The sequence below is a fragment of the Pedobacter sp. N36a genome (assembly GCF_014472395.1).
GTDB lineage: Bacteria > Bacteroidota > Bacteroidia > Sphingobacteriales > Sphingobacteriaceae > Pedobacter.
In genome coordinates this window covers 1-20,689 of sequence record NZ_JACSZW010000020.1, presented here as the reverse complement: position 1 = coordinate 20,689, position 20,689 = coordinate 1, and the positions used below count along the sequence as shown (strand labels likewise).

19 protein-coding genes are annotated in these 20,689 nt (G+C 34.5%); 6 read left to right on the top strand and 13 right to left on the bottom strand.

What is annotated here, in order from left to right; translation table 11 throughout:
- Positions 1-295 precede the first annotated feature (295 nt).
- From H9X96_RS21895 to H9X96_RS21885, 3 genes are read right to left on the bottom strand one after another with little or no spacing between them, the layout of a single operon-like run.
- Positions 296-1,417 (bottom strand): response regulator transcription factor, encoded by a 1,122-nt coding sequence (locus H9X96_RS21895; protein WP_187668337.1) that lies wholly within the window; start codon positions 1,415-1,417, stop codon positions 296-298.
- On the bottom strand, positions 1,414-1,857 hold the full coding sequence (locus tag H9X96_RS21890; protein ID WP_187668336.1) for a hypothetical protein: 444 nt from the start codon (positions 1,855-1,857) through the stop codon (positions 1,414-1,416). The genes H9X96_RS21895 and H9X96_RS21890 overlap by 4 nt, the downstream gene beginning before the upstream one ends.
- Positions 1,838-5,275 carry a hypothetical protein gene (locus H9X96_RS21885; RefSeq protein ID WP_187668335.1) on the bottom strand — a complete coding sequence of 1,146 codons (3,438 nt, stop codon included), beginning with the start codon at positions 5,273-5,275 and terminating at the stop codon, positions 1,838-1,840. Before H9X96_RS21885 ends, H9X96_RS21890 begins: the two co-directional genes overlap by 20 nt.
- Positions 5,276-5,561: 286 nt before the next feature.
- Here H9X96_RS21885 and H9X96_RS21880 point away from each other — a divergent pair, with 286 nt between their 5' ends.
- Positions 5,562-6,155, top strand: coding sequence for a recombinase family protein (locus H9X96_RS21880; protein ID WP_187668334.1), 594 nt, complete (start codon positions 5,562-5,564; stop codon positions 6,153-6,155).
- A 188-nt stretch (positions 6,156-6,343) separates the two neighbouring features.
- Here H9X96_RS21880 and H9X96_RS21875 read toward each other — a convergent pair whose 3' ends face one another.
- Complete coding sequence (locus tag H9X96_RS21875) at positions 6,344-6,769, bottom strand: hypothetical protein (RefSeq protein WP_187668333.1); 426 nt, start codon at positions 6,767-6,769, stop codon at positions 6,344-6,346.
- A 387-nt stretch (positions 6,770-7,156) separates the two neighbouring features.
- On the bottom strand, positions 7,157-7,633 hold the full coding sequence (locus H9X96_RS21870) for a hypothetical protein (RefSeq protein WP_187668332.1): 477 nt from the start codon (positions 7,631-7,633) through the stop codon (positions 7,157-7,159).
- A gap of 86 nt (positions 7,634-7,719) precedes the next feature.
- On the opposite strand from H9X96_RS21870, the gene H9X96_RS21865 reads away from it, so the two are divergent.
- Complete coding sequence (locus H9X96_RS21865; protein ID WP_187668331.1) at positions 7,720-7,947, top strand: helix-turn-helix domain-containing protein; 228 nt, start codon at positions 7,720-7,722, stop codon at positions 7,945-7,947.
- Between the two features lie 147 nt (positions 7,948-8,094).
- Here H9X96_RS21865 and H9X96_RS21860 read toward each other — a convergent pair whose 3' ends face one another.
- From H9X96_RS21860 to mnmE, 5 genes are all read right to left on the bottom strand, one after another.
- A complete protein-coding gene (locus H9X96_RS21860) occupies positions 8,095-9,312 on the bottom strand; it encodes a hypothetical protein (RefSeq protein WP_187668330.1) in 1,218 nt (405 codons plus the stop codon).
- A gap of 239 nt (positions 9,313-9,551) precedes the next feature.
- A complete protein-coding gene (locus tag H9X96_RS21855; RefSeq protein ID WP_187668329.1) occupies positions 9,552-9,974 on the bottom strand; it encodes a hypothetical protein in 423 nt (140 codons plus the stop codon).
- Positions 9,975-10,030: 56 nt separating this feature from the next.
- Positions 10,031-10,267, bottom strand: a complete 237-nt coding sequence (locus H9X96_RS23175; protein WP_187668328.1) for a helix-turn-helix domain-containing protein — start codon at positions 10,265-10,267, stop codon at positions 10,031-10,033.
- A 194-nt stretch (positions 10,268-10,461) separates the two neighbouring features.
- Positions 10,462-11,556, bottom strand: coding sequence for a site-specific integrase (locus tag H9X96_RS21845; protein ID WP_187668327.1), 1,095 nt, complete (start codon positions 11,554-11,556; stop codon positions 10,462-10,464).
- Positions 11,557-11,703: 147 nt separating this feature from the next.
- Positions 11,704-13,071 carry a tRNA uridine-5-carboxymethylaminomethyl(34) synthesis GTPase MnmE gene (gene mnmE / locus H9X96_RS21840; RefSeq protein WP_187668326.1) on the bottom strand — a complete coding sequence of 456 codons (1,368 nt, stop codon included), beginning with the start codon at positions 13,069-13,071 and terminating at the stop codon, positions 11,704-11,706.
- A gap of 177 nt (positions 13,072-13,248) precedes the next feature.
- Here mnmE and H9X96_RS21835 point away from each other — a divergent pair, with 177 nt between their 5' ends.
- Together H9X96_RS21835 and H9X96_RS21830 are read left to right on the top strand one after the other, a co-directional pair.
- Positions 13,249-14,367 carry an AI-2E family transporter gene (locus tag H9X96_RS21835; protein ID WP_187668325.1) on the top strand — a complete coding sequence of 373 codons (1,119 nt, stop codon included), beginning with the start codon at positions 13,249-13,251 and terminating at the stop codon, positions 14,365-14,367.
- Between the two features lie 8 nt (positions 14,368-14,375).
- Positions 14,376-14,966, top strand: a complete 591-nt coding sequence (locus tag H9X96_RS21830) for a hypothetical protein (protein WP_187668324.1) — start codon at positions 14,376-14,378, stop codon at positions 14,964-14,966.
- Between the two features lie 83 nt (positions 14,967-15,049).
- On the opposite strand, the gene argS is transcribed toward H9X96_RS21830, so the two are convergent.
- Positions 15,050-16,828 carry an arginine--tRNA ligase gene (gene argS / locus H9X96_RS21825; protein ID WP_187668323.1) on the bottom strand — a complete coding sequence of 593 codons (1,779 nt, stop codon included), beginning with the start codon at positions 16,826-16,828 and terminating at the stop codon, positions 15,050-15,052.
- 3 nt (positions 16,829-16,831) lie between these two features.
- Positions 16,832-17,782 carry an arginase gene (locus H9X96_RS21820; protein ID WP_187668322.1) on the bottom strand — a complete coding sequence of 317 codons (951 nt, stop codon included), beginning with the start codon at positions 17,780-17,782 and terminating at the stop codon, positions 16,832-16,834.
- 102 nt (positions 17,783-17,884) lie between these two features.
- Here H9X96_RS21820 and H9X96_RS21815 point away from each other — a divergent pair, with 102 nt between their 5' ends.
- Complete coding sequence (locus H9X96_RS21815; protein ID WP_062549353.1) at positions 17,885-19,276, top strand: arginine decarboxylase; 1,392 nt, start codon at positions 17,885-17,887, stop codon at positions 19,274-19,276.
- A 151-nt stretch (positions 19,277-19,427) separates the two neighbouring features.
- Here the strand turns inward: H9X96_RS21815 and H9X96_RS21810 are convergent, their stop codons facing one another.
- The gene (locus H9X96_RS21810) at positions 19,428-19,862 is read right to left on the bottom strand and encodes an Hsp20/alpha crystallin family protein (RefSeq protein WP_187668321.1); all 435 of its coding nucleotides are present in this window, start codon (positions 19,860-19,862) and stop codon (positions 19,428-19,430) included.
- A gap of 75 nt (positions 19,863-19,937) precedes the next feature.
- On the opposite strand from H9X96_RS21810, the gene H9X96_RS21805 reads away from it, so the two are divergent.
- Complete coding sequence (locus H9X96_RS21805) at positions 19,938-20,429, top strand: thioesterase family protein (RefSeq protein ID WP_187668320.1); 492 nt, start codon at positions 19,938-19,940, stop codon at positions 20,427-20,429.
- Positions 20,430-20,689 lie beyond the last annotated feature (260 nt).

The following is a 20,689-nucleotide window of genomic DNA, read 5'->3' as shown; positions in this document are numbered from 1 at the left end:
GCCAATCCATAACTGGGGACTGGCATTCTCACAATTATATATTAAATTTGGTGATAGAATTCTTCAGGAAAATAGAGGATTCTGAGAAGCGTTAATTTTGAATGACACAGTTCACGTTACACTCCCGGGGTTTTCTATATTCTTATTTTGTAATATTTTGCGCTGTTACTTTCCGATACAGAAAGTATCTAAACTCTTATAATCAGACTATTACATGAATTAAGTAACAAAAAAGAAACATTCTGTATGCAATTATTTTATTTAACGTTACTAAAACAAGCTACAGAATTATATATCAACTAGTTATATTATATATTCCTAACCTAACAAAGATATCTTTTAATAAAGGTTCAAAAGCACATAAAATCCCCCTTTGTTCCTCCTTAGGGAGAGATTGAATATAGTTTACAAGTGTTACCTTTTGACTATCATCAATTTTTTCTTGTATATAAATTAGATTCTCTTCAGGTAGATTTAATGAGTTCGTATATTCAGTTAAAGATTGATTCGTTCTATCCCACCTTCCAGGGTCTTGCAGTAAGTCTTCACTAAGCTTTCTCTTCTTTAGCCACCCCCTAGTCCTTGCGTGAATCCAGCATTCTGGGCTAAACATTTCTTCCAAAGTGATAGGTAATATAATCCCCCCTTTAAAAATTGGTATCAGATGTCTAGCATACTTCTGATCATGTCGAAACATAGAAAATGTTTCTCTTCCAGCAGTATCTAAAGGTATTTGAGTCTCTACATCAGTCATGGATTTTTGACCTGCCATGTCATTATCGAAAAGTCCAACAGATTGAAGGTATTTACCATTTGAACCTATAAAAAGTGTTTTTCCCCAAATAACTAACTGTCTCTCTACCCACGAAGAACCTCCTCCATACTTTGTTAATTCGACAACTACTTTGTTCTCAAAACTTGGATGAAATAATTTGATAGCTAAATCAACAATTATTTTATCAGTTTCCCCTTCAACAAACAGAGTCTCAATTTTTTCCTTTACAATTTTGCCGTTTATTTTCACGATATGAAAAATGAGATCTCTTAATTGATTTTCCCATTCAATATTTTCGGGTTCATATTTCCAAACATTCCAGATATTACTAAATTCAGAAGCTATTTCAAAGTTCCCGGTTAATCCTACGATATAGAGTGGAATACTTACCTTACTCCTACTCTTATACATTTCCTTTACAAGATAGTTACCTCCGTTAGCAACACATTGTTCTCCCTTCCTTAAGGGCATTAACAAGTCAGTTATTAAGAGATGAAAATGATACAATCGCATGGCTTCTAAAGCTTCCTGAACATTTGAAGCTTGCCTGATTTCAATTCTATTGGTTGAGGAAGACATCGCTGATGCGATTATTTTAGATATTTTATTTATATCATCGTCTACGATAAGTATAGTAATCATTGATTAGATATAAAATTTATGCGTTGTTCTAAGTCTGCTTTCCATTTATCTTCTTCGGAAGCATTATAAAAAACTGCACCTTTGTAGAAATCTCCAAATCTATTGAGTAGGTCTTCATTTAATTGAGAAAACGTCAGCTTTCCGTTAGCAAAAACATCAAACATTGTCACTAAAATAGTTGGTACAAGTTTATTACGTCTCTTCATCTCTCGTAATATGTTAACGCCACCAAATTGCTCAAAATTTCCGCCAATGTCATTGTTCCCACGTTCCCATAAAGGAATTGACATATCTAATATCAAAATATCGTAATCATTCTTAGTAAGAAGTTCTTTTATCCCACTATGATATGATTCTTTGATTTCAAAATCGTGGCTACTGAAAAAACTAGTTAGCTTTTCGATTTTAATCTTATCATCCTCAATTATCAGTACTTTCATCTAAATTATATTCTTTAAAAGGTAAGAAAAGTGATACACTAATCGTTGATTCTTCAATCAGAAACTCAAATCTGTCACTTTTAGCGTGAGCTTCATAAAGCAGAATTCTTTTTATTTTGTCAAAGCCACTTTCACCCTCAATATTAGAACGATCAATTTTATCGTGATTATTCCAGTTTTGCTTAACTGCATTCAACTTTCTTTCCGCTTCTGACTTGTTCATTGTAGGGGAAAAATTATTGGTAAATACTATCTGTATAGATTCTCCAATATTGGAAACATGAATCTTTGTGTTAAGCTTATCAGCTGATAGTCCCGAATGTTTAATAATATTTGCCATCATAATATTAAAAACAAAAATTAAATGACTGTAGCCCATAAAAGGTTCACAATCAATTATGATTTCAGGATTTAATCTATTATTAGGATTAATTTTATTTGTATACTCTTTACTAGCATCAATAATGGTTTCGATTTCCAATAAAGAGGATGACTCGCTAGTTCTAAAAATAAACCATTCAGCAATATTATCAAGTTCTGTCTGAATATTAGTACTGCTTTTTGAAATATTTGTTAATAAATCTGAATTTGCAGGTATATTAAATGAACGGATCTCAACTTGTAATTTTTCAATAAAACCTTGAAATGTATTATTAAATTCACCAACAATTTTGGACATAATACTTGACGCTACTACATGGGATGTGTAATTACTTAAATCCGAATATAATATATCTACGATATCTGTTTCAGAAGTAAATCTGTAGCTATGTTCGTTCATAAATTCCCATAATGCTCTATCACTAGTGCCGTAGTTAAATAGCCCATCTTTCTTTTCAGAATTCTTTTCAGTTCGAATTTGTATTAAACTGTCGACAATATATGTCGTGTAATCATCAATATCTCTTGAAAAGCTCTTTAGAGATGTTTGAACATTATGGTTTAAAATTTCATCACTACCCAGCTGCTCATACCATTTCTTATTATCCAAGTAAATGTCTCCTGTTTTAGATGTAACGAGGGATACTTTTTCGAAAACACTTCTTATATGGTTTTTTAATGCACCGTGCCTAATTCTTGTACTTAAACAACTATCTAATCCATATTCCTTACTAAATAAAAATTTTTCTCTTGTTTCTTGATAAATTGACTTAAAGGCTAAAAATGCAGGATTATTATATCTGATATATTCATCAGTTGAAATGGAGCCGGAATTGTCATCTACTAATATTGATGGTTTCCAATTTCTTTCCTTTGAAGAATTATACCCCACCAATGATACATCTTTTACTACACGCTCTATTTCTTTGAATCTACTAAAGGTTTCTTTCAGACCTTTTGATTGCAAGCTTTTTAAACTTTCAATATTGACAAACAGTCTCCCATCATCAACCTCCTTAATAACATTCCTAACTGCTGCTGTTCTCAAAATTTCTGCTATTTCTTTATTATATAAAACAGCATTTTCGGGATCAATCTTCGCTAAAATCAAGCAAATCTCATGACGTTCTTGTTCTGCCAACTCAATGGAGTCAAAAACTAATGAATTTTGTAAAGTACTAATAACACAGATTTCCTTTAAAAAATATATAACCCGATTGATAGAGTATTTCTTAACTAGTTCATTAATATCTAATTGACTAGGAAAATCTTCTTTTAGATAAGTCATAAACTCATCATAAACTACATAAAGATCATAACCACTTACAGTATTACCAAAAACTAAAGGTAAGTCCATTAAATCCGAGAATGCTTCAAAACCTTTTATCTGAATCTTCCGACATAGCGGTTGAAAATTGATTCTGTTGACATAAAAATCATCAATTAGAATTGCTCCCCCTAGTTCTAGTGCATCCCTCAATCTATCAGTTTCAACATAAGAATTATATAAAATCGTTAACATTTGTTCCTTATAAAAAGGAGGCATGTTTTCTTTAAGGGATTGCTTTGCATTTTCTATTACCTTCTCATATTCATTACGCTTGAAAAAGTGCCTAGCTCTATAAACCAAAACATTAATCACAGATAGTCGCTCTTCTTTCAGTTCGCTTACATTTCCAGATATGTAGCTATTAACATTTAACGATAAGAAATCTCCCAATTGAAGGTGTTTTGCTAAAACATTGCTATATCTATCCCCAAGATCTAAGGACAATAACTTAGGATTATTAATAGGAGAACAGATACAGCTTATTATACCATCCCTGTTTGCATTTAGCTGCCCTTTAAGCTCTGAAACAAAGGCATAAATTTGCTTTCCAAAATCAAACCCATTTAATAGAAGTGATTTCTTCAACAAATGATCCCTATATCCATCACTTTTTAAATCGCAGAAAGATGCTTTCATCATGAAATCTAAAATCTCATCTATAAACAAATTCCCAAGAGGAGTATGAGTCTGTTTAAGATGGATCAGTGATTTTATATAAATCTGATATATTTCAAAACAGGTAGGAAAATCCAATATAATGGCTAAACACATTTCTATACATTTCCCATATTTACCTTCAGTATAATTCTCGATTATATTTAATATAGGGTTAGAAAGGGAGAAAACAGTTAAACTATTATCAACATTTAATAAATTCTGAATTTGAAATATTTTTTTATCATTTTGAATAGCGCCATCTAAGAACTTTAGGAAATGAATAATTGTTTTGTCTTGAGAATTATCTATAGAAATTTGCTTAGCAAGTATATCAATGGTCAATAGATATTGATCAATAACACTGAATACATTACCAACGTAGATAATTCCAGCTATACTACCATATTCATAATCCGCAAAAAAAATACTTTTGAAAACTAAATAATCAGTAACTTCTTCTTCTGCATGTACATCTCCGATGTCATTTGAGAATTGTTTAAAACAATTCTCAAATGACATCGCTTTTTCTATCTTTTTACTATAAAAATTAAGTAAAAACTGATAAAAAGGACTATTAAGTTTGGGTAAATATTCACTCAAAGCCCCCCAGTTTTCTTTAGTACCGTACTTATATTCCTTTAACAACAAAGTCATTTCGATAGACCATAGCGTTTCACCAAACCTATGCCTAATTTTTGCTAAATTCGCTTCAGCTTCATCATATTTCTCTAAAAAAAACAGCCTTTCAAAAGAGTCCTTTTCAACTAAAAATGCGTCAATAATTGGTGCAGATTTTTTAATGTTGTATCCAATCCAAAAAAGCTCTTTTTTAAAGTCATTAGTAAATTCAAAGGCATTTCTCTGTTTAATACTTGTAATATCTTTAAATTGGCTATCCTGTAATTTTGCAGACTTCAATAATTGAAATTTTTCTAACAAAGTAGCATACTCACCCGCCCCCGAGTTTAATTTGATATAAGCTAATTTTTGTTCTCTAGATACTTTAGGATTGTTTAATAGTTGCCTTAATTTGGTCTGTAAGTTGGACATAATGCTTTGAAAAACAATTATTCGTAATTATTACTAATTAACATTGCTTTGAACATATTGATTTGGTTTGATCTTTTCATATACTAGAAACCAGTTCATTAAGCCACAAATTAAAGCGTTAATTAAATGAAACGCAATATAAACAAGAAACTAGAACGATTAGCAATTTTGCATTATTATTTTAATCATGACTAAAAGTAGTACAATGATTCAAAAATTATTACCATCAATATAGTGTAGAAACGAAATATTTGTAATACTTTTAATCTAAGAATTATTTCATAACATGAAAATCAAATATAATCGGGTATCGACCTTACAGCAAACGGGCATAAGATTTACTGCTGATAAAGACATTTATGATAAAATCTTGCTTGATAAGGTTTCTGGATCAATCCCATTTAAAGATAGGCCACAAGCAAAAGAATTAGTGAAACTTATCGATAAAGGCGTTGTAAAAGAATTAATCGTTGAAGAATTTTCCAGACTTGGACGTAATACAGGGGATGTAATCAATACTGTAGAATGGTTGGATGAAAAAGGTGTGAATGTTATAGTTAGAAATTTAGGTTTACAATCAAGACCTGATGGCAATAAAAATCCCGTTTGGAAAATGATTTCAACGATTATGTCTTCACTGTATGAAATGGAATTGGAGAATATTAAAGAGCGTACTACTGTTGGTAGGATGTTATTTGTACAAAATGGGGGTCAACTAGGTAGACCAAAGGGGTCAAAAGAAAACGATCTTGAATTTCTAAAAAAAGTGAGTTCAATTTCTGCTATCAATTGTTTAAAAAAGAACTTTACAGTAAGAGAAACAAGTAAAGTGGCCGGTATTTCAGTAGCCACCGTTATGAAAATAAAAAAACTTATTTAAATCGTTTTAGATTAAAAAATATTATAACCTTAGTAATTGTAATGAAAAAGGTCACCCACAATTAGATGACCCCTTAATCTTTGCATCATTAATAATTTACTCTACCGCTAACACAGTAAATCTACCCCTTCCTAAGGGAACAGGTCTAAATCATTAAAACGCGTTAAACCTCGTTATTTGGATTGCCATTATTTTACATCACCTAATGTTACGTCATAAGTCCCCCCATGACTTATCACCATTTTAACATTACTTCCATCAAAGTTGCAAGAATAAATATCTGACCCATCAAGATTACCAATGGGAGTACCAAATACATGGAAAAAAATAGTTCTTCCATCAGGTGAAAGAATTGGAGGTACACCTTCAAGTTCAATACCAGAAGGCAATTGGAGATTTACTTTCTTTTGGTTACTCCCATCAAAATTTGCTGTCCAAATCTCTTTTTTGGAGCCGTTAACTGAAGGAAAACTTTTTGTGAAAACTAAAATATTTAATGTTGTACTCGTTACTGGTGATTCCGCCTTTACCTCTTTTTTACAGCTTATTTGAAACAAAAGAATGGATAGTGAAAATGAAAGTAATACAATTGTGCTTAATAAGATTTTCTTCATATTTGTTTATTTGGTTTTGTTTATTTGGTTTTGTTTAGCCTACTCTTTTTAAAATGCAGTTTTCAGCATCCCTACTTTAAATTCATTGAATAATGAGCTTCTATCTTAAATTGATTTTCATCAGTATTTAGACTAGAAGTCTGATAAATATTAATGTCATGCAATTCCCAAATCAACATTCATTTCATCAACAATGTAGCTTCCCAATCAAAGAAATTCAATTATTTCACAATGTTTACTTTTGATCAATAATTTGGATTTATTAATTAATTTGATTTACTTTTTCCTGCTTAATAATTACGAAGGCCTGATCTTTTGGATTATATACTGCAAAATGACACTCAATATTATCGGCTAATACATCAAATAGCATTTATTACAACTAAGTTATTTTTTTATTGGCTTCTTGGGATCTAATGCTCCAATTGTTACATTAACCTGATTACCAGAGCCATTAAGTATTAGTGTTACCAAAATATTTTTTCTGATATTCCGATAGCTATAAATATTTGTCCTTGAATTTGATTCAATGCTTTGAAAATCATCGTTTAGCAACTCGTTGACAATTTCGTTTCCATAAGTAGCCACTTCAGTCCAGGATATTGCGTTGACCATACCATTACTGTATACGGTTGTATAGGTGTAGAATGCAGTTTCTGTTGTTTTTCTGTATTCGAGGATTTGTTTGTATTCCGAATCCAATGAAAAAGACTTACTAGCAAGGTATTCATTCATTTTTACTTTACTGCTTCCGAGTAAATTTATTGCAGTTGAAATCGTCTGAATTCGTTCAAAACCAAACTTAAATGAAGATCCACAAAAGAAAATTAAGATTAGCGTTAATTTAAGTACTATTTTTTTCATGATTTTTTATTTCAAAGCTAAAAACATTTTTCAAATTAGGCATATGTGCCTAAATAAATTTTAGGCATTCACTTGACCTTTGGTGCATGCCACTAAATCCAAGTGAATTAATAACCCTTAAAGATTTCGGAGAAAATATTCGTAGGATTCGGTTGGAAAAACAATGGACAATGGAATATCTGGCAAATCAAGCCAATGTAGAATTATCCCAAATCTATCGAATTGAAAAAGGTAAAATCAATCCAAAACTAACCACCATTGTTATTCTTTGTAAAGCTTTAGAAGTTAATCCAGAGCAAATAATAAGCATATAGCAACCTTTATTTAGGGTTTAAGTAAATCCCAGATTTTATGTTTTGCTTTAACCTGCGTCTTCTATTACAGCTCTATTGATTACCAGACAACCAACAAGTACATTTCGGAATAAAGGGGGCAGAATAACTAAATTCTGCCCTCACATTTTAAGCTGCTACATTGATAAATTCTTCATGCTCCCGCTTAAACTTTGGTTTAATCCTATATTTCTCCATTTCATCTTGGATAAATTTTTCAGCCAATTCTAAGTCAGAAACGCTGCTGCAAATTATCGCATCATGAAGCGTAAATACAATTTTACCAAGTTTATACATCTTCTTCCAAACCTTATCAATCAATATCGAAGCTTCAAATTGCTGTAATTTTATAGCAAACTCGTTATGCTTCTCATTTTTTAGCTCCCAGATTATCTTAAACACGGTTGGAAATTGGTTTTTAAATGCTTTTTTTATCTTTGTCATTCGTTTGCTGTTTTTAGAAAACCAGATTTCTCTAAAAATTTGCTTTTTAAAAGCACCCCGTTCATCAGCATTATAAAATTTCAGACCAATACAATTTGCCATACACTCATAGAAAGCTCCAGATTCAGCTAAGACTTGAAACGCATTAACATCTTGTGGCAAGTTAGTTAAGCCAACACCGCTTTTCTTAGCCCAATACCTGTGCAATAATGGCACTGTAAGCAAAATTTGTGAATTACTAATATCCGTCATTAGCATTGGGCCTCCATTTATTTCGATGTACTTACGATGGCATCGTGATAATGAAGTAAAATTGGTGTAAACCCTGCTTTTTATATCTGGTCTTATAGCAAAGAATTTCCCATCATGAATAGCTTTAAGTCCGAAGTCAGATGGTTCAACAGCCGTATTACAACCATCCTGAATTAAATCATACTTTCGTTTTAAATATTCTTTACCTAAATGATTAAGGGACACATGATTTTTCAATGCTAAGAGCTGATTTTTAAAGCAATTCATACTTTTATTATGCGCGTCAACCTTATTAATTAAAGCAGAATCTAATTCATTGAAATCTACCTGGAGAACATTTTCTACTTCGATAGTAGGGTGCAATAAATAGCATGCCGAATTCTGCCTGAATTTACTGTCTTTAACTTTAATGATAAATTTAAACTCCTCAAGCTTTTTTAAGATGTTTTTCACATCAGATCCTTTTCCGAATAATTCAGTTAAAATTTCTGTATTCATAGGTACACCTTCAGCATATACATCTTTTTTAAACTGTTTAACATAGTTTAAACGATTTACAACATACATATACTTAATTTGAATTGAAGTAGAATCTCTACCTGTTTTGGTTGTTATATCAGTACGAATTTTATCGTAAACTGATTTCTGCAAAATAAATGATACCACTTAAAATGACTATTAAAAAATTCATTAAGCGGTTTTATTTTACGTTTTATGTTGACAAGTAGTATTTTCATTATTATATATGACTTCCATAATACATTGTACAATTGTCAATTTAACTGCGAATGGAGTTAATAGAGTAACAATTACCCAAGAAATAAATATTGGATGGTTGAACTCAGTAGTGGAAAAAGCCACTACTGAGTTATTTTAAAAGTTAGCGGATTTTAAACCTTATTAATGTACCTAATTTTTGATTCATCGGAGCGCAATTGTAAGCTATATGATTCATCAGCATTAAACATTACACTACTCAGGAATTCATCTTCACAGACAGTCAACTTCATTCTATTAGGTAAGCAAATGTTTAAACAAAATTTTAATCGCTTACCTTTAAGAATAACATCGCCAATCACACTAAATTTCCCTTTAGAATAAGCGGATTTGAATATCCAAAATCCCTTTATATCGGGGAATACTGACTTTAGGCCAAGCCCGTATATTAAATCGCCTAACATTGATCCATCAACCCCTTCAAATAAGCATTTATTATTTTTGTATGCGCCCAGATTATAATCGTTCAATAAGCAGTTACCATCAAAGGCATGATTAATGTTTGAAGGCATATTAATCTCCAAACAACTATCCATCTTAATAAGGATTTTACCATTAGACTTCCTCGCTGTGTATTCAAATACCCCTAAAATCATAACGACCTCCTCCCATTTCTGTAATTAGTAAGATCAATTTCAGACTCCAGCTCTGCTTGAGATGCTATACGGTGACTTTCCAGCCACGCTTCTACTTCAGATTTTTTAAAAAAAATAAGTTTTCCACTGGGACAATACTTAGGCAGAATGTTTCCACTTGAGAGTTTATAAATATAGGATTTCGACAATCCTAGTTGGTCGCTTAGACCTTTTATGGAGATAAAATTTTCCATCTTTGTTTTTGTGTTTTTCTTTCATTCTATTCCGATTTTTTAATTAACTAACTTAACAACTCAACAAAATTAGAAAATAAATATTGTATGAAAAAATATATTATTATTTTTAATAAATTTTTTCATACAATATATTTAATATATTTTTGCAAAAAAAAGAAAAATCTTGACACAAAAAACAAGACTAAAAACAGCTATTTTTTATCAAAAACTTTAGCAGCTTCGATTCTTTTTGAATCAATTACTTTGGCATAAATTTGAGTTGTCTTCAAATCTTTATGACCTAGCATCTTGCTCAGAACAGCAAAGTCAACTCCCTTTGTTATTAAATAAGTCGCATAAGTATGCCTAGCAGAATGAAATGTGATTTTCTTGGTAATTTGTGCCTTCAGCATCCATTCCCTTAGTTTAAGGTTTGTCCATGCACTGTATTTTAACCCCTTAAAAACTTTCGCATTTTTATCATCATCCTTCTCCAGAAAAGATAAGGCACCATTAGGAATAAAATGAACTTCTTCAGATCCCGTTTTTTGTTGCTGATAATTGATGAAATACCCAGTACCTTCTGAATAATTAATATCTTTCCATCTTAGTTTAATCAAATCAGAAAATCTAAGGCCAGAATAAATAGCAAACATAAATGAACTTTTAATAACTGGATTTTCACTATCTATTCCAATCAATCTGTCGATTTCCTCTTCAACAAGAAATTCCCTACGGGTTTCACCTGATTTGATAGATTTTACCTTCTTTACTATCTCCATTTTCAAGATACCTTCTTCAAAGGCTTGAATTAAACATATCCTGATTTTATTAAAATAAGATGAAGCTGCATTTTGCGAAAGGTGTTTATTCGCTTTAGTTTTGTACACATTTAAAATGTACTCCCTGATATCAGATAAATCTTGAACAGTTACATCAATTAACCTTACATCTTTGTTATTATAATACTGGCACAAAATTTTATAAGCGCTATCCCAATTACCATAGTTACCAAGACTCCCCCTTTTAGTTTCTTTTACGGTTTTAAAATAATCTAAAAACTTAAGACCCGATTGCTTCAATGTAGGTAAACCAAAATTGTTATCAATTATTTCGTTTTCCCTCTTAACTCGAATAATTTCAGCCTTGCGCCTGTTTTCTTTATTCTGTGCTCTGATGGCTGGATTACCTTTATCCGGCAATAGATAAATCTTTAAAGATTTCACTTCCCTATTACCTTGGATGTACATATCCAACACCAAACTTATTCTACCGTCCTTAAGATTACGCTCTCTAAGTGTTACCATACTTGTTATTTTTTGTTACTCGATCACCAAGGTAACAAAAACGTAACAAATAATATGATAAAACCAGAAATAAAATACAAGAAAATATTAACTAAGAAACTGATAATCAGCTATAATGACAACAAAAGAAAACATCGGAAACCATAGTTACTTTCCGATACAGAACTTGCTAAATATATTCTCCAGCAAATCATCCGTAGTCACTTGTCCAGTAATTTCTCCTAAATAATAAAGCGCTTGCTTAATATCCATCGCTAAAAAATCTGAAGTTACAGGATTCGTCAAACCTCTCACCACGCTATCCAGCGCCGTCCTGGTTTTCTGCAATGCTTCCACGTGTCTGATATTCGTCACCATCGTATGATTTGTAGAAAGCTTATCTCCTACCGCAGTATCATACAGCAACTGTTTCAATTCTTCAATCTGCTGATTTTCCTTTGCTGAAATAGAAATAAAGTTAATATCTGAAGGAAGACCAAGTTCCTTGACCCTATCTGTAAATGAAAGATCGATTTTATTCGCCACTGCGATAAAAGCAATTCCTGGTTTATGCAAACTCTGAATATCCTCTCTGATTTCGGTAGCAGAAAGATTCACTACATCAAAAAGATAAACCAACACTGCCGACTGACTAATCTTCTGCATCGTCTTCTCTACTCCGATCGCTTCAATCGTGTCCGTCGCTTCTCTAATCCCTGCAGTATCAATCAATCTGAAATTAATCCCATTGATATTCAAAACCTCTTCAATTGTATCACGAGTCGTTCCGGCAATTTCACTTACAATCGCACGATCTTCATTTAACAGCGCGTTTAACAAAGTTGATTTTCCTGCATTTGGTCTGCCTGCGATAACCGTATTGATACCTTCTTTAATTACATTTCCTAACTCAAACGAGCGGATTAGTTTATTGATCACCAGCGTGATCTTATTGATTAACTCCTGCAATTGATCTCTATTTGCAAACTCCACATCCTCTTCAGAGAAGTCAAGTTCCAGTTCAATCATAGAAGCAAAATGTATCAATTGTTCTCTCAACACATTCAATTCCGTACTAAAACCACCTCTAAGCTGATTCATTGCTACACTATGTGCGGCCTGAGAATCCGAAGAAATCAAATCAGCTACAGCTTCTGCCTGCGACAAGTCCAATGAACCATTTAAGAATGCCCTTAAAGTAAATTCTCCTGGTTTAGCTGCTGACGCGCCTTTTCTAATCAACAAAGAAATGATCTGCTGAATGATATAATTTGAACCATGGCAGCTAATTTCCACCACATTTTCTTTTGTATAAGACTTTGGAGCTACAAATAGCGCAACTACCACCTCATCAATCACCACATCACCATCTTTGATCAAGCCAAAGTGTAAGGTATGGGAATCTTGTTTTAGCAAATCCTTACTAAAAACGGAGTTCGTGATCGTGATCGCATCCTTACCTGAAAGACGAATTACACCGATCGCACCGATTCCTTGAGGAGTAGATAAGGCAACTATAGTTTCATTACTGATCATAAGAAGAAATATTCTGTGTTTTGATTATTTACAAAACTAGCCAAACATTTCATACCTTACCGTGTTTAGTTTTTGAAAAAACAAATAAACTACAATTAAATCCTTACTGATCCATCAAACCAGTCTCAAATCTGAGCTTTTGGCATTGATGTGATCTATTAATTTAGCCAGACGCTTATGAAAGACATGCCACTTACCGTTAAAAGATCCATTGAACTCCTCGGAATTGTTCTTGTAGGAGCCATACTTGTCATTGGAAAAGACATCATCATGCCGGTCATCATGGCCTTTTTCATCAGCATCATGCTTTTACCCGTATTTCGCTTTTTAAGAAAATACAAATTCCCGGAAATAGCGGCCATCGTGTTACCGATTCTCTTAGTAGTCATCTTTGTCGGATCTATTGTATGGTTTTTCTCCGCGCAGATAGGTGTCCTGGCAAACGATTTCCCACAAATTAAAGCCAATGTAAATGCACATTTAAAAACCCTCAGCGAATGGTTTGGTAAAATCAGTCATATCTCTACCACCGAGCAAATGAAGTTCATTACCGAAAAAAGTGATGACCTCCTGGCGATGGGTGGTAAAGCGGCCAGTGGTGCAGCAGTGACCTTAAGTTCGTTATTTGTATTTGTTGGTCTATTACCCATCTACATTTACCTGATGCTTTTTTACAAAGACATTTTACTCCGCTTTGTATTCATGTGGTTCAAGCCAGATCATCATTCAAAGGTGAAAGAAGCCATTTATGAAACAGAATCCATCATCAAAAACTACCTGGTAGGCTTATTAATTCAGGTAACCTATATGACCGTTTTACTTGGAGGAATCCTGTTGCTTGTCGGCATTAAACACGCACTGCTGATCGGCGTAATTTTCGCGATCTTAAACCTGATTCCTTACGTAGGAGCCCTAATAGGAAACATTATCGGAGTTTTACTGACCCTGACTTCCTCTACAGAAATGTGGCCAGTGATCACTGTGCTGGCAGTAATTGCAGGAGTTCAGTTCCTGGACAACAATATCCTCATGCCCAGAATTGTAGGCTCGAAAGTAAAAATAAATGCCTTGTTTGCCATTTTAGGTGTCGTCATAGGTGGAAGTATAGCCGGTGTATCAGGAATGTTCCTATCTATGCCTATCGTCGCTGTATTAAAAGTCATCTTCGACAGAACAGAAATGTTTAAGCAATGGGGCGTATTACTTGGTGATGAAAGACCTTCAAAAAGCCCAATGACCTTTGCCTCTTTCAGGAAAAAGAAAATCGTACCGACTTCGGCAGGAACTCAAAAATAATTACATAGATGGAACCCAACACTAACGCTCATTGGATACTTAGCATAAAACACTGGCAGCTCTTTTTACTATTAATAGGTCCTAAAATACTGGAAATACTATTTAGTTTCACAAGAAACCCCAATGCCGACTATTACTGGATTGAAATCAGCTATTGGATGTACCTACTGGTTTTATTATGCGGTTGGGTTTATTATACAACCGTAAATCTGTACCCATTATTACCAGCAACAGTCAGCATGAACCTTGGGAAATTCAAAAGAGCGATGGGCATCTCATTTTTCCCAGGCTTCATCATTTTAGGCATCATGTTATACAGGGAAATCGGAGGAAACGGAGGCTCAGGCTTTTTTGAACTTGCCGTTTTATTAGGCTTAATCCTTTTTTTTTCTACGGTCTGTTTTTTGTACGGCATGTACATCATGATCAAGACGTTGAGAGGAGTTGAATTACAACGTCCGATAAGCAGCGGCGATTTCGGCATTGCTGACTTAACGATTATTTACCCGCTCATCGGAGCTTGGGTTTTGCAGCCGCGGATCAACAAAGCCTACGAGTGGTCAGGCATCATGCAGCAGCTGCGATTAGAAAAGGAATAACCTTGCGAAGCATTAAATACAATGTAAAAAGAAAGGTCCTGAACATGACGCTCAGGACCTTTTTTCTACAGTTAAAATGAGATTTACATTCTTTCCGGAACCGTAATTCCTAAGATTTTCATACCAGCTTTAAGAATATTCGCGGTTACTGCACTAATACTTAAACGGTGGTGTTTCAATGCTTCATCTTCTTCTTTCACAATCGGTGGAACCTCATGGTAGAATTTATTGAACATCTTAGCCACCTCATACAAGTAATTCGCCAAACTTGCCGGACTAAACACTTTCGCCGCAGCAACAATCTCCGCAGGGTATTTAGCCAACAACATGATTATTTCACGTTCTGTAGCGGTGATCGCTACTTCAGTAGCAGTTTTTCCTGCATCATAACCTGCTTTATTTAACAGAGATTTGATACGGGCATGGGTGTACTGAATAAACGGACCTGTATTCCCCTGGAAATCGATAGACTCCGAAGGATCAAACAACAGGCGTTTCTTAGGCTCTACCTTCAGCAGGAAATACTTTAAAGCACCTAAACCAATATTATTATATAAAGCGCTTTTTTCTTCTTCACTAAAGTCATTAACTTTTCCTAACGCTTCAGTTTTCTGTTTCGCAGTCTCGATCATCTCTGCAACAAGATCATCTGCATCTACCACTGTACCTTCTCTTGATTTCATCTTGCCACTTGGCAGATCTACCATGCCGTACGACAAGTGGTGTAAGCCTTTGGCCCAGGTTTTACCTAGTTTTTCTAAAATCAGGAACAATACCTTGAAGTGATAATCCTGCTCATTTCCTACCACATAAATCGACTCATCCATTCCGAAATCGTCATGTTTCATTTGAGCAGTACCCAAATCCTGTGTGATGTATACAGAAGTACCATCTGCACGTAAAACCAGTTTCTGGTCTAAACCATCAGCAGTTAGATCGATCCATACAGAACCATCTGGTTTTTTAAAGAATACGCCTTTTTCCAAACCTTCTTCTACTGTTCCTTTTCCTAATAAATAGGTATTGCTCTCGTAGTAATACTTGTCGAAATCAACACCAAGGTTTTTATAACTGACTTCAAAACCAGCATAAACCCAGCTGTTCATCGTTTTCCATAAGCTGATGACCGCCTCATCTCCTGCTTCCCAATCCTGAAGCATTTTTTGTGCTTCTAAAATCAATGGGGCATTCTTCTTAGCTTCCTCTTCTGTCTGACCAGCTTCTTTTAAAGCCTCAATTTCTTTTTTATACTCTTTATCAAAGATCACATAGTATTTTCCTACCAAATGATCCCCTTTTAAGCCAGAGCTTTCCGGAGTTTCCCCATTTCCCCATTTCTGCCAGGCCAGCATCGACTTACAGATATGAATCCCACGGTCGTTTACCAGGTTCACTTTGATCACTTCATGACCGCTTGCTTTTAGCAATTCCGCCACCGAATATCCTAACAGGTTGTTTCTAACGTGTCCTAAGTGTAAAGGTTTGTTGGTATTTGGTGATGAATATTCTACCATCACCTTTTTGCCATTCGAATCAATTGCTCCAAATCCAGGGCTCAAAAGCTCCTGATTGAAAAGACTCAGCCAATAGCTATCTGCCACTGATAAGTTAAGAAATCCTTTAATTACGTTAAATGCAGTAACTTCTTCAATACTTTCTACCAGGTATGCTCCAAGCGCAGCTGCCGTTACTTCCGGAGATTTTTTGGAGAAACGCACGATAGGAAATACCACAATAGTGATCTGTCCCTCAAATTCAGCCCTGGTATCTTGTAAACTTACTTGGTTTTCAGGAAGATCCTGACCATATAATTGCTTTACCGCAGCAATCGTTGCTGTGGTGATATGTTGTTCGATATTCATAATTTACTCGTTTCTAAAAGCGTTAGTCGCTTTAATTAAAATTTCAAAGGCATGTTCTGCCATTTGATTCTCTCTGTCGAGAGTTGGATTCACTTCTACAATCTCGAAGCAGCATACTTTCTGATTGGTGATCAGGCCAGACATCAGCTTGCCTGCTTCTCTTTCTGTCAATCCTTGAGCAACCGGTGTTCCCGTTCCCCTGGATGCTGTAGGATCCATAGAATCCACGTCAAATGAAACATAAATGAGATCACAATGATCAAGATACACCAAAGTATCAATCACTGTCCGCTCTACCCCTCTTTTCCGGAGATCTGCCGTCGTAAAGATCTTGACTTTATTTTTCTTCAGCAAGTATTCTTCCGGCTTCTCCATATCCCGCGCAGAAATCAGCACAAGATCGCGATAATTAATCTTAGGTGCTATATTTCCAACGTTTTTTAGCTGAAACCAGTAGTTGATCGTTTCCTGATCCAGCTTGTTCACTTTCGACTCTAAATTATCTTCGTCAAGTGACATCGCTAAGGGCATTCCGTGCATATTTCCGGAGGGTGTGGTGTAGGGAGAATGGATATCTGCATGCGCATCGATCCAAATTACCCCTAATTTTGACTTTGGAAAAGCTGCTTTTATCCCTGCAATCGTACCCGCTGCAGTACTGTGATCTCCTGCTAAAACTACCGGAAACTCTTTCTCTTCCAAGGTAGTCCGAACCTGATCACTCACCCGCTCTACCATAGTCAATATTCCGGAAATCCGTTTTGCATACGGGCTGCCGGTGCCTTCAAGTAACAAATGGTTCTCATTTGGCACTTCTATAGATTTATGTTTCTTGAAGAATCTACTCCCAAAATCCAACGCTGCAATCTTAATTGCATCCACTCCTAAACTAGCTCCGCGTGTACCGGCGCCGATCTCGGATTTTACCTCAATAATTTTTAAAGTCTTAGTCATAAAAAAAAATACAAGTGTATTTTATAAAGTGATTATCTTTGAGCCGAAAATTAACTCATTTAATTAGCTACCCCTTTAAATAATTGTTCAAAAATATAAAAAATGCAGAGTTACTCCGAATTTCTTGATCTAAGTGTTGGTTTCCCTCAGGAAGGTTACAGCGTTATAGACGACGAATTGTATTTTCAAGATCTCAATCTGATGGAAATGATTGAAACCTATGGTACGCCATTACGTTTCACTTATCTTCCAATGATAACTAAGAAAATCCAACAAGCCAAATTATTATTTCAAACGGCTATCATCAAGAACAATTACCGTGGGGACTATAAGTATTGTTACTGTACTAAAAGTTCGCACTTCAGGCACATTGTTGAAGAAGCCTTAAAGAATGGCATTCACCTGGAAACCTCATCAGCATTTGATATGCCTATGATTGAGGCATTGGAGAAAAAAGGTGCCCTAACCAAAGACATTACAGTGATCTGTAATGGATTTAAAACTTATCAGTACAAACAATATATCATCGATATGTTGCACGACGGATACAAAAACATCATTCCAGTATTGGACAATAAAGAGGAATTTAACCTTTTTGATGATGAGGTAGAATTAGATACACCTTGTAATCTGGGTATCCGTATCGCTGCTGAAGAACAGCCAGACTCACAGTTTTATACTTCAAGACTGGGTGTACGTATGGAAGATGTGATCGAGTTTTACAACAATAAGATCTCTGCAAATCCAAACTTCAGAGTAAAACTATTGCACTTCTTTATCAATTCAGGTATTACAGATTCTCCATATTACTGGAACGAACTTGAAAAATATGTGACTTTATATTGCAAGTTCAAAAAAATCAATCCTGAACTGGATACTTTAGATATCGGTGGTGGTATGCCATTTAAGGACTCTTTAGTATTTGATTTCGATTACGAATACATGGTAAATGAGATCGTAAAAAGAATTAAAGAAATCTGTGCAGAGCACGACGTAGTAGAACCGGATATCATTACTGAATTTGGAAAATACACCGTTGCTGAGGCATCTGGCATCTTATACAAAGTTCTAGGACGTAAACAACAGAACGACAGAGAGAAATGGCTGATGTTAGATGGTTCATTCATCACCAACCTTCCAGACGTTTGGGCCTTAAATCAGAAATATATTTTGTTACCGATCAACAACTGGGATGCGGAATATGAGCGTGTCAATTTAGGTGGTATCACTTGTGATGGTCAGGATTATTACAATCAGGAAGCACACATGAACAGTGTATTTATGCCAAAAACACGTAAAGTACAATACCTGGGCTTCTTCAATACCGGAGCTTATCAGGAAGTATTGAGCGGTTATGGTGGTATTCACCACTGCTTATTGCCTAGTCCGAAGCATGTGATTATCCGTAGAAACAGAGATGAAACTTTCAACTTTGAAGTATTCGGAGAAGAACAAAACAGTAAGCAAGTGTTAAAAATCCTAGGTTACGTTTAAAACCGTATCCTAAACAAATTATACAGCGGGTGTCTATCAAAAGGCACACGCTTTTTTTATGCCCTGAGTTTTTAGGAAAAAAAAGGACGCAGCCCCCGCTGCGTCCCCAACCTTAAACCAAACTTATTATGAAAACTCTTCTGTTTCTTCATTAAGAAACTTTAATCTCTTTCGCAGCGTTTTTTGATTCGTCTTTTTTACCAATTGTAATGTTTAAAATTCCGTTGGTATATTCCGCAGTAATTTTCTCTGCATCCACACTTTCAGGCAACACAAATGATCTTGCAAAAGAAAAGTAATCAAACTCTTTGCGTGTATAATCTTTTTTCTCGTCTGTCTCCGCAACCTTTTTCTCTGCCCATACAGACAAAGTATCTTTCTTCAGGTTGATTTGAAAATCTTCTTTAGTTAAACCAGGTGCAGCCAACTCAATCTTATATTCCAACTCTGTTTCCAAAATGTTTACTCCTGGAATCTTGTTAATCGTTAAATTTTTATTTAACGCCTCACTGAACAAAGAATCAAATACATTGTTAAAATAAGGTGCAGTGTTTCTGGTTCTGTTATTAAAATTTACTAGTGTCATCGCTTATTCTCCTTTTATTTTAAGTTTTAATTTTATACTTCGATATAATCAACACCTATACCAATCCAATTATTTATGATATTTAAGACATTTTGGCGCAACAAAACAAAAAGTACAGACAAAAAGACAGAGATCATCAACCATTTCGACAGCTTTAAGTATAAAACGCAGATAGAAACTCGTTTTGCAGATTTCGACATGATGGGCCACGTGAATAATGCGGTGTACTTTACCTACATGGAGATTGCCAGAGTAAAGTATTGGAATACGGCCGTTAAATGGGATTGGAGAAAGACCGGAGTAGTCATCGCTAAAGCAGAGCTGGACTACCATACCCCCATCTATCCAGAAGATAAAATCAGTATGTACGTAAGAACTTCCAGAATAGGAAAAAGCAGTTTCGACCTGGAATATTTACTAGTCAAATTGGTCCATGGAGAAGAGGTAATCTGCAGTAAAGGGAAAACCGTCTGCGTTGCCTTTGATTACAACACTAAAACCTCTTCCGCGATTCCTGATAATGAGAGAACAAAAATGATCACATTTGAACAGCTTCAAGAGAAATGAGCAACTTCAGAAAAATAAATGCAGCTTAAAAAAAAGCGTCTTGCCAATCCTTAAAATTCAGTTAAAAGATAAAAGCAAGACGCCAATAGTTCACCATTAATTATTAGTAAGTCATCAATAATAGATCAATAACCAATAGCGTCCTAAACGCAAAAAAGGGAAAGAGGAAGTTTTAACACAAAGTTACCTTTGTGGTGCACAAAAACAATCCCCTTTCTCGATGATAAACATAACATTATTTTCACAAATTATATCAAAAT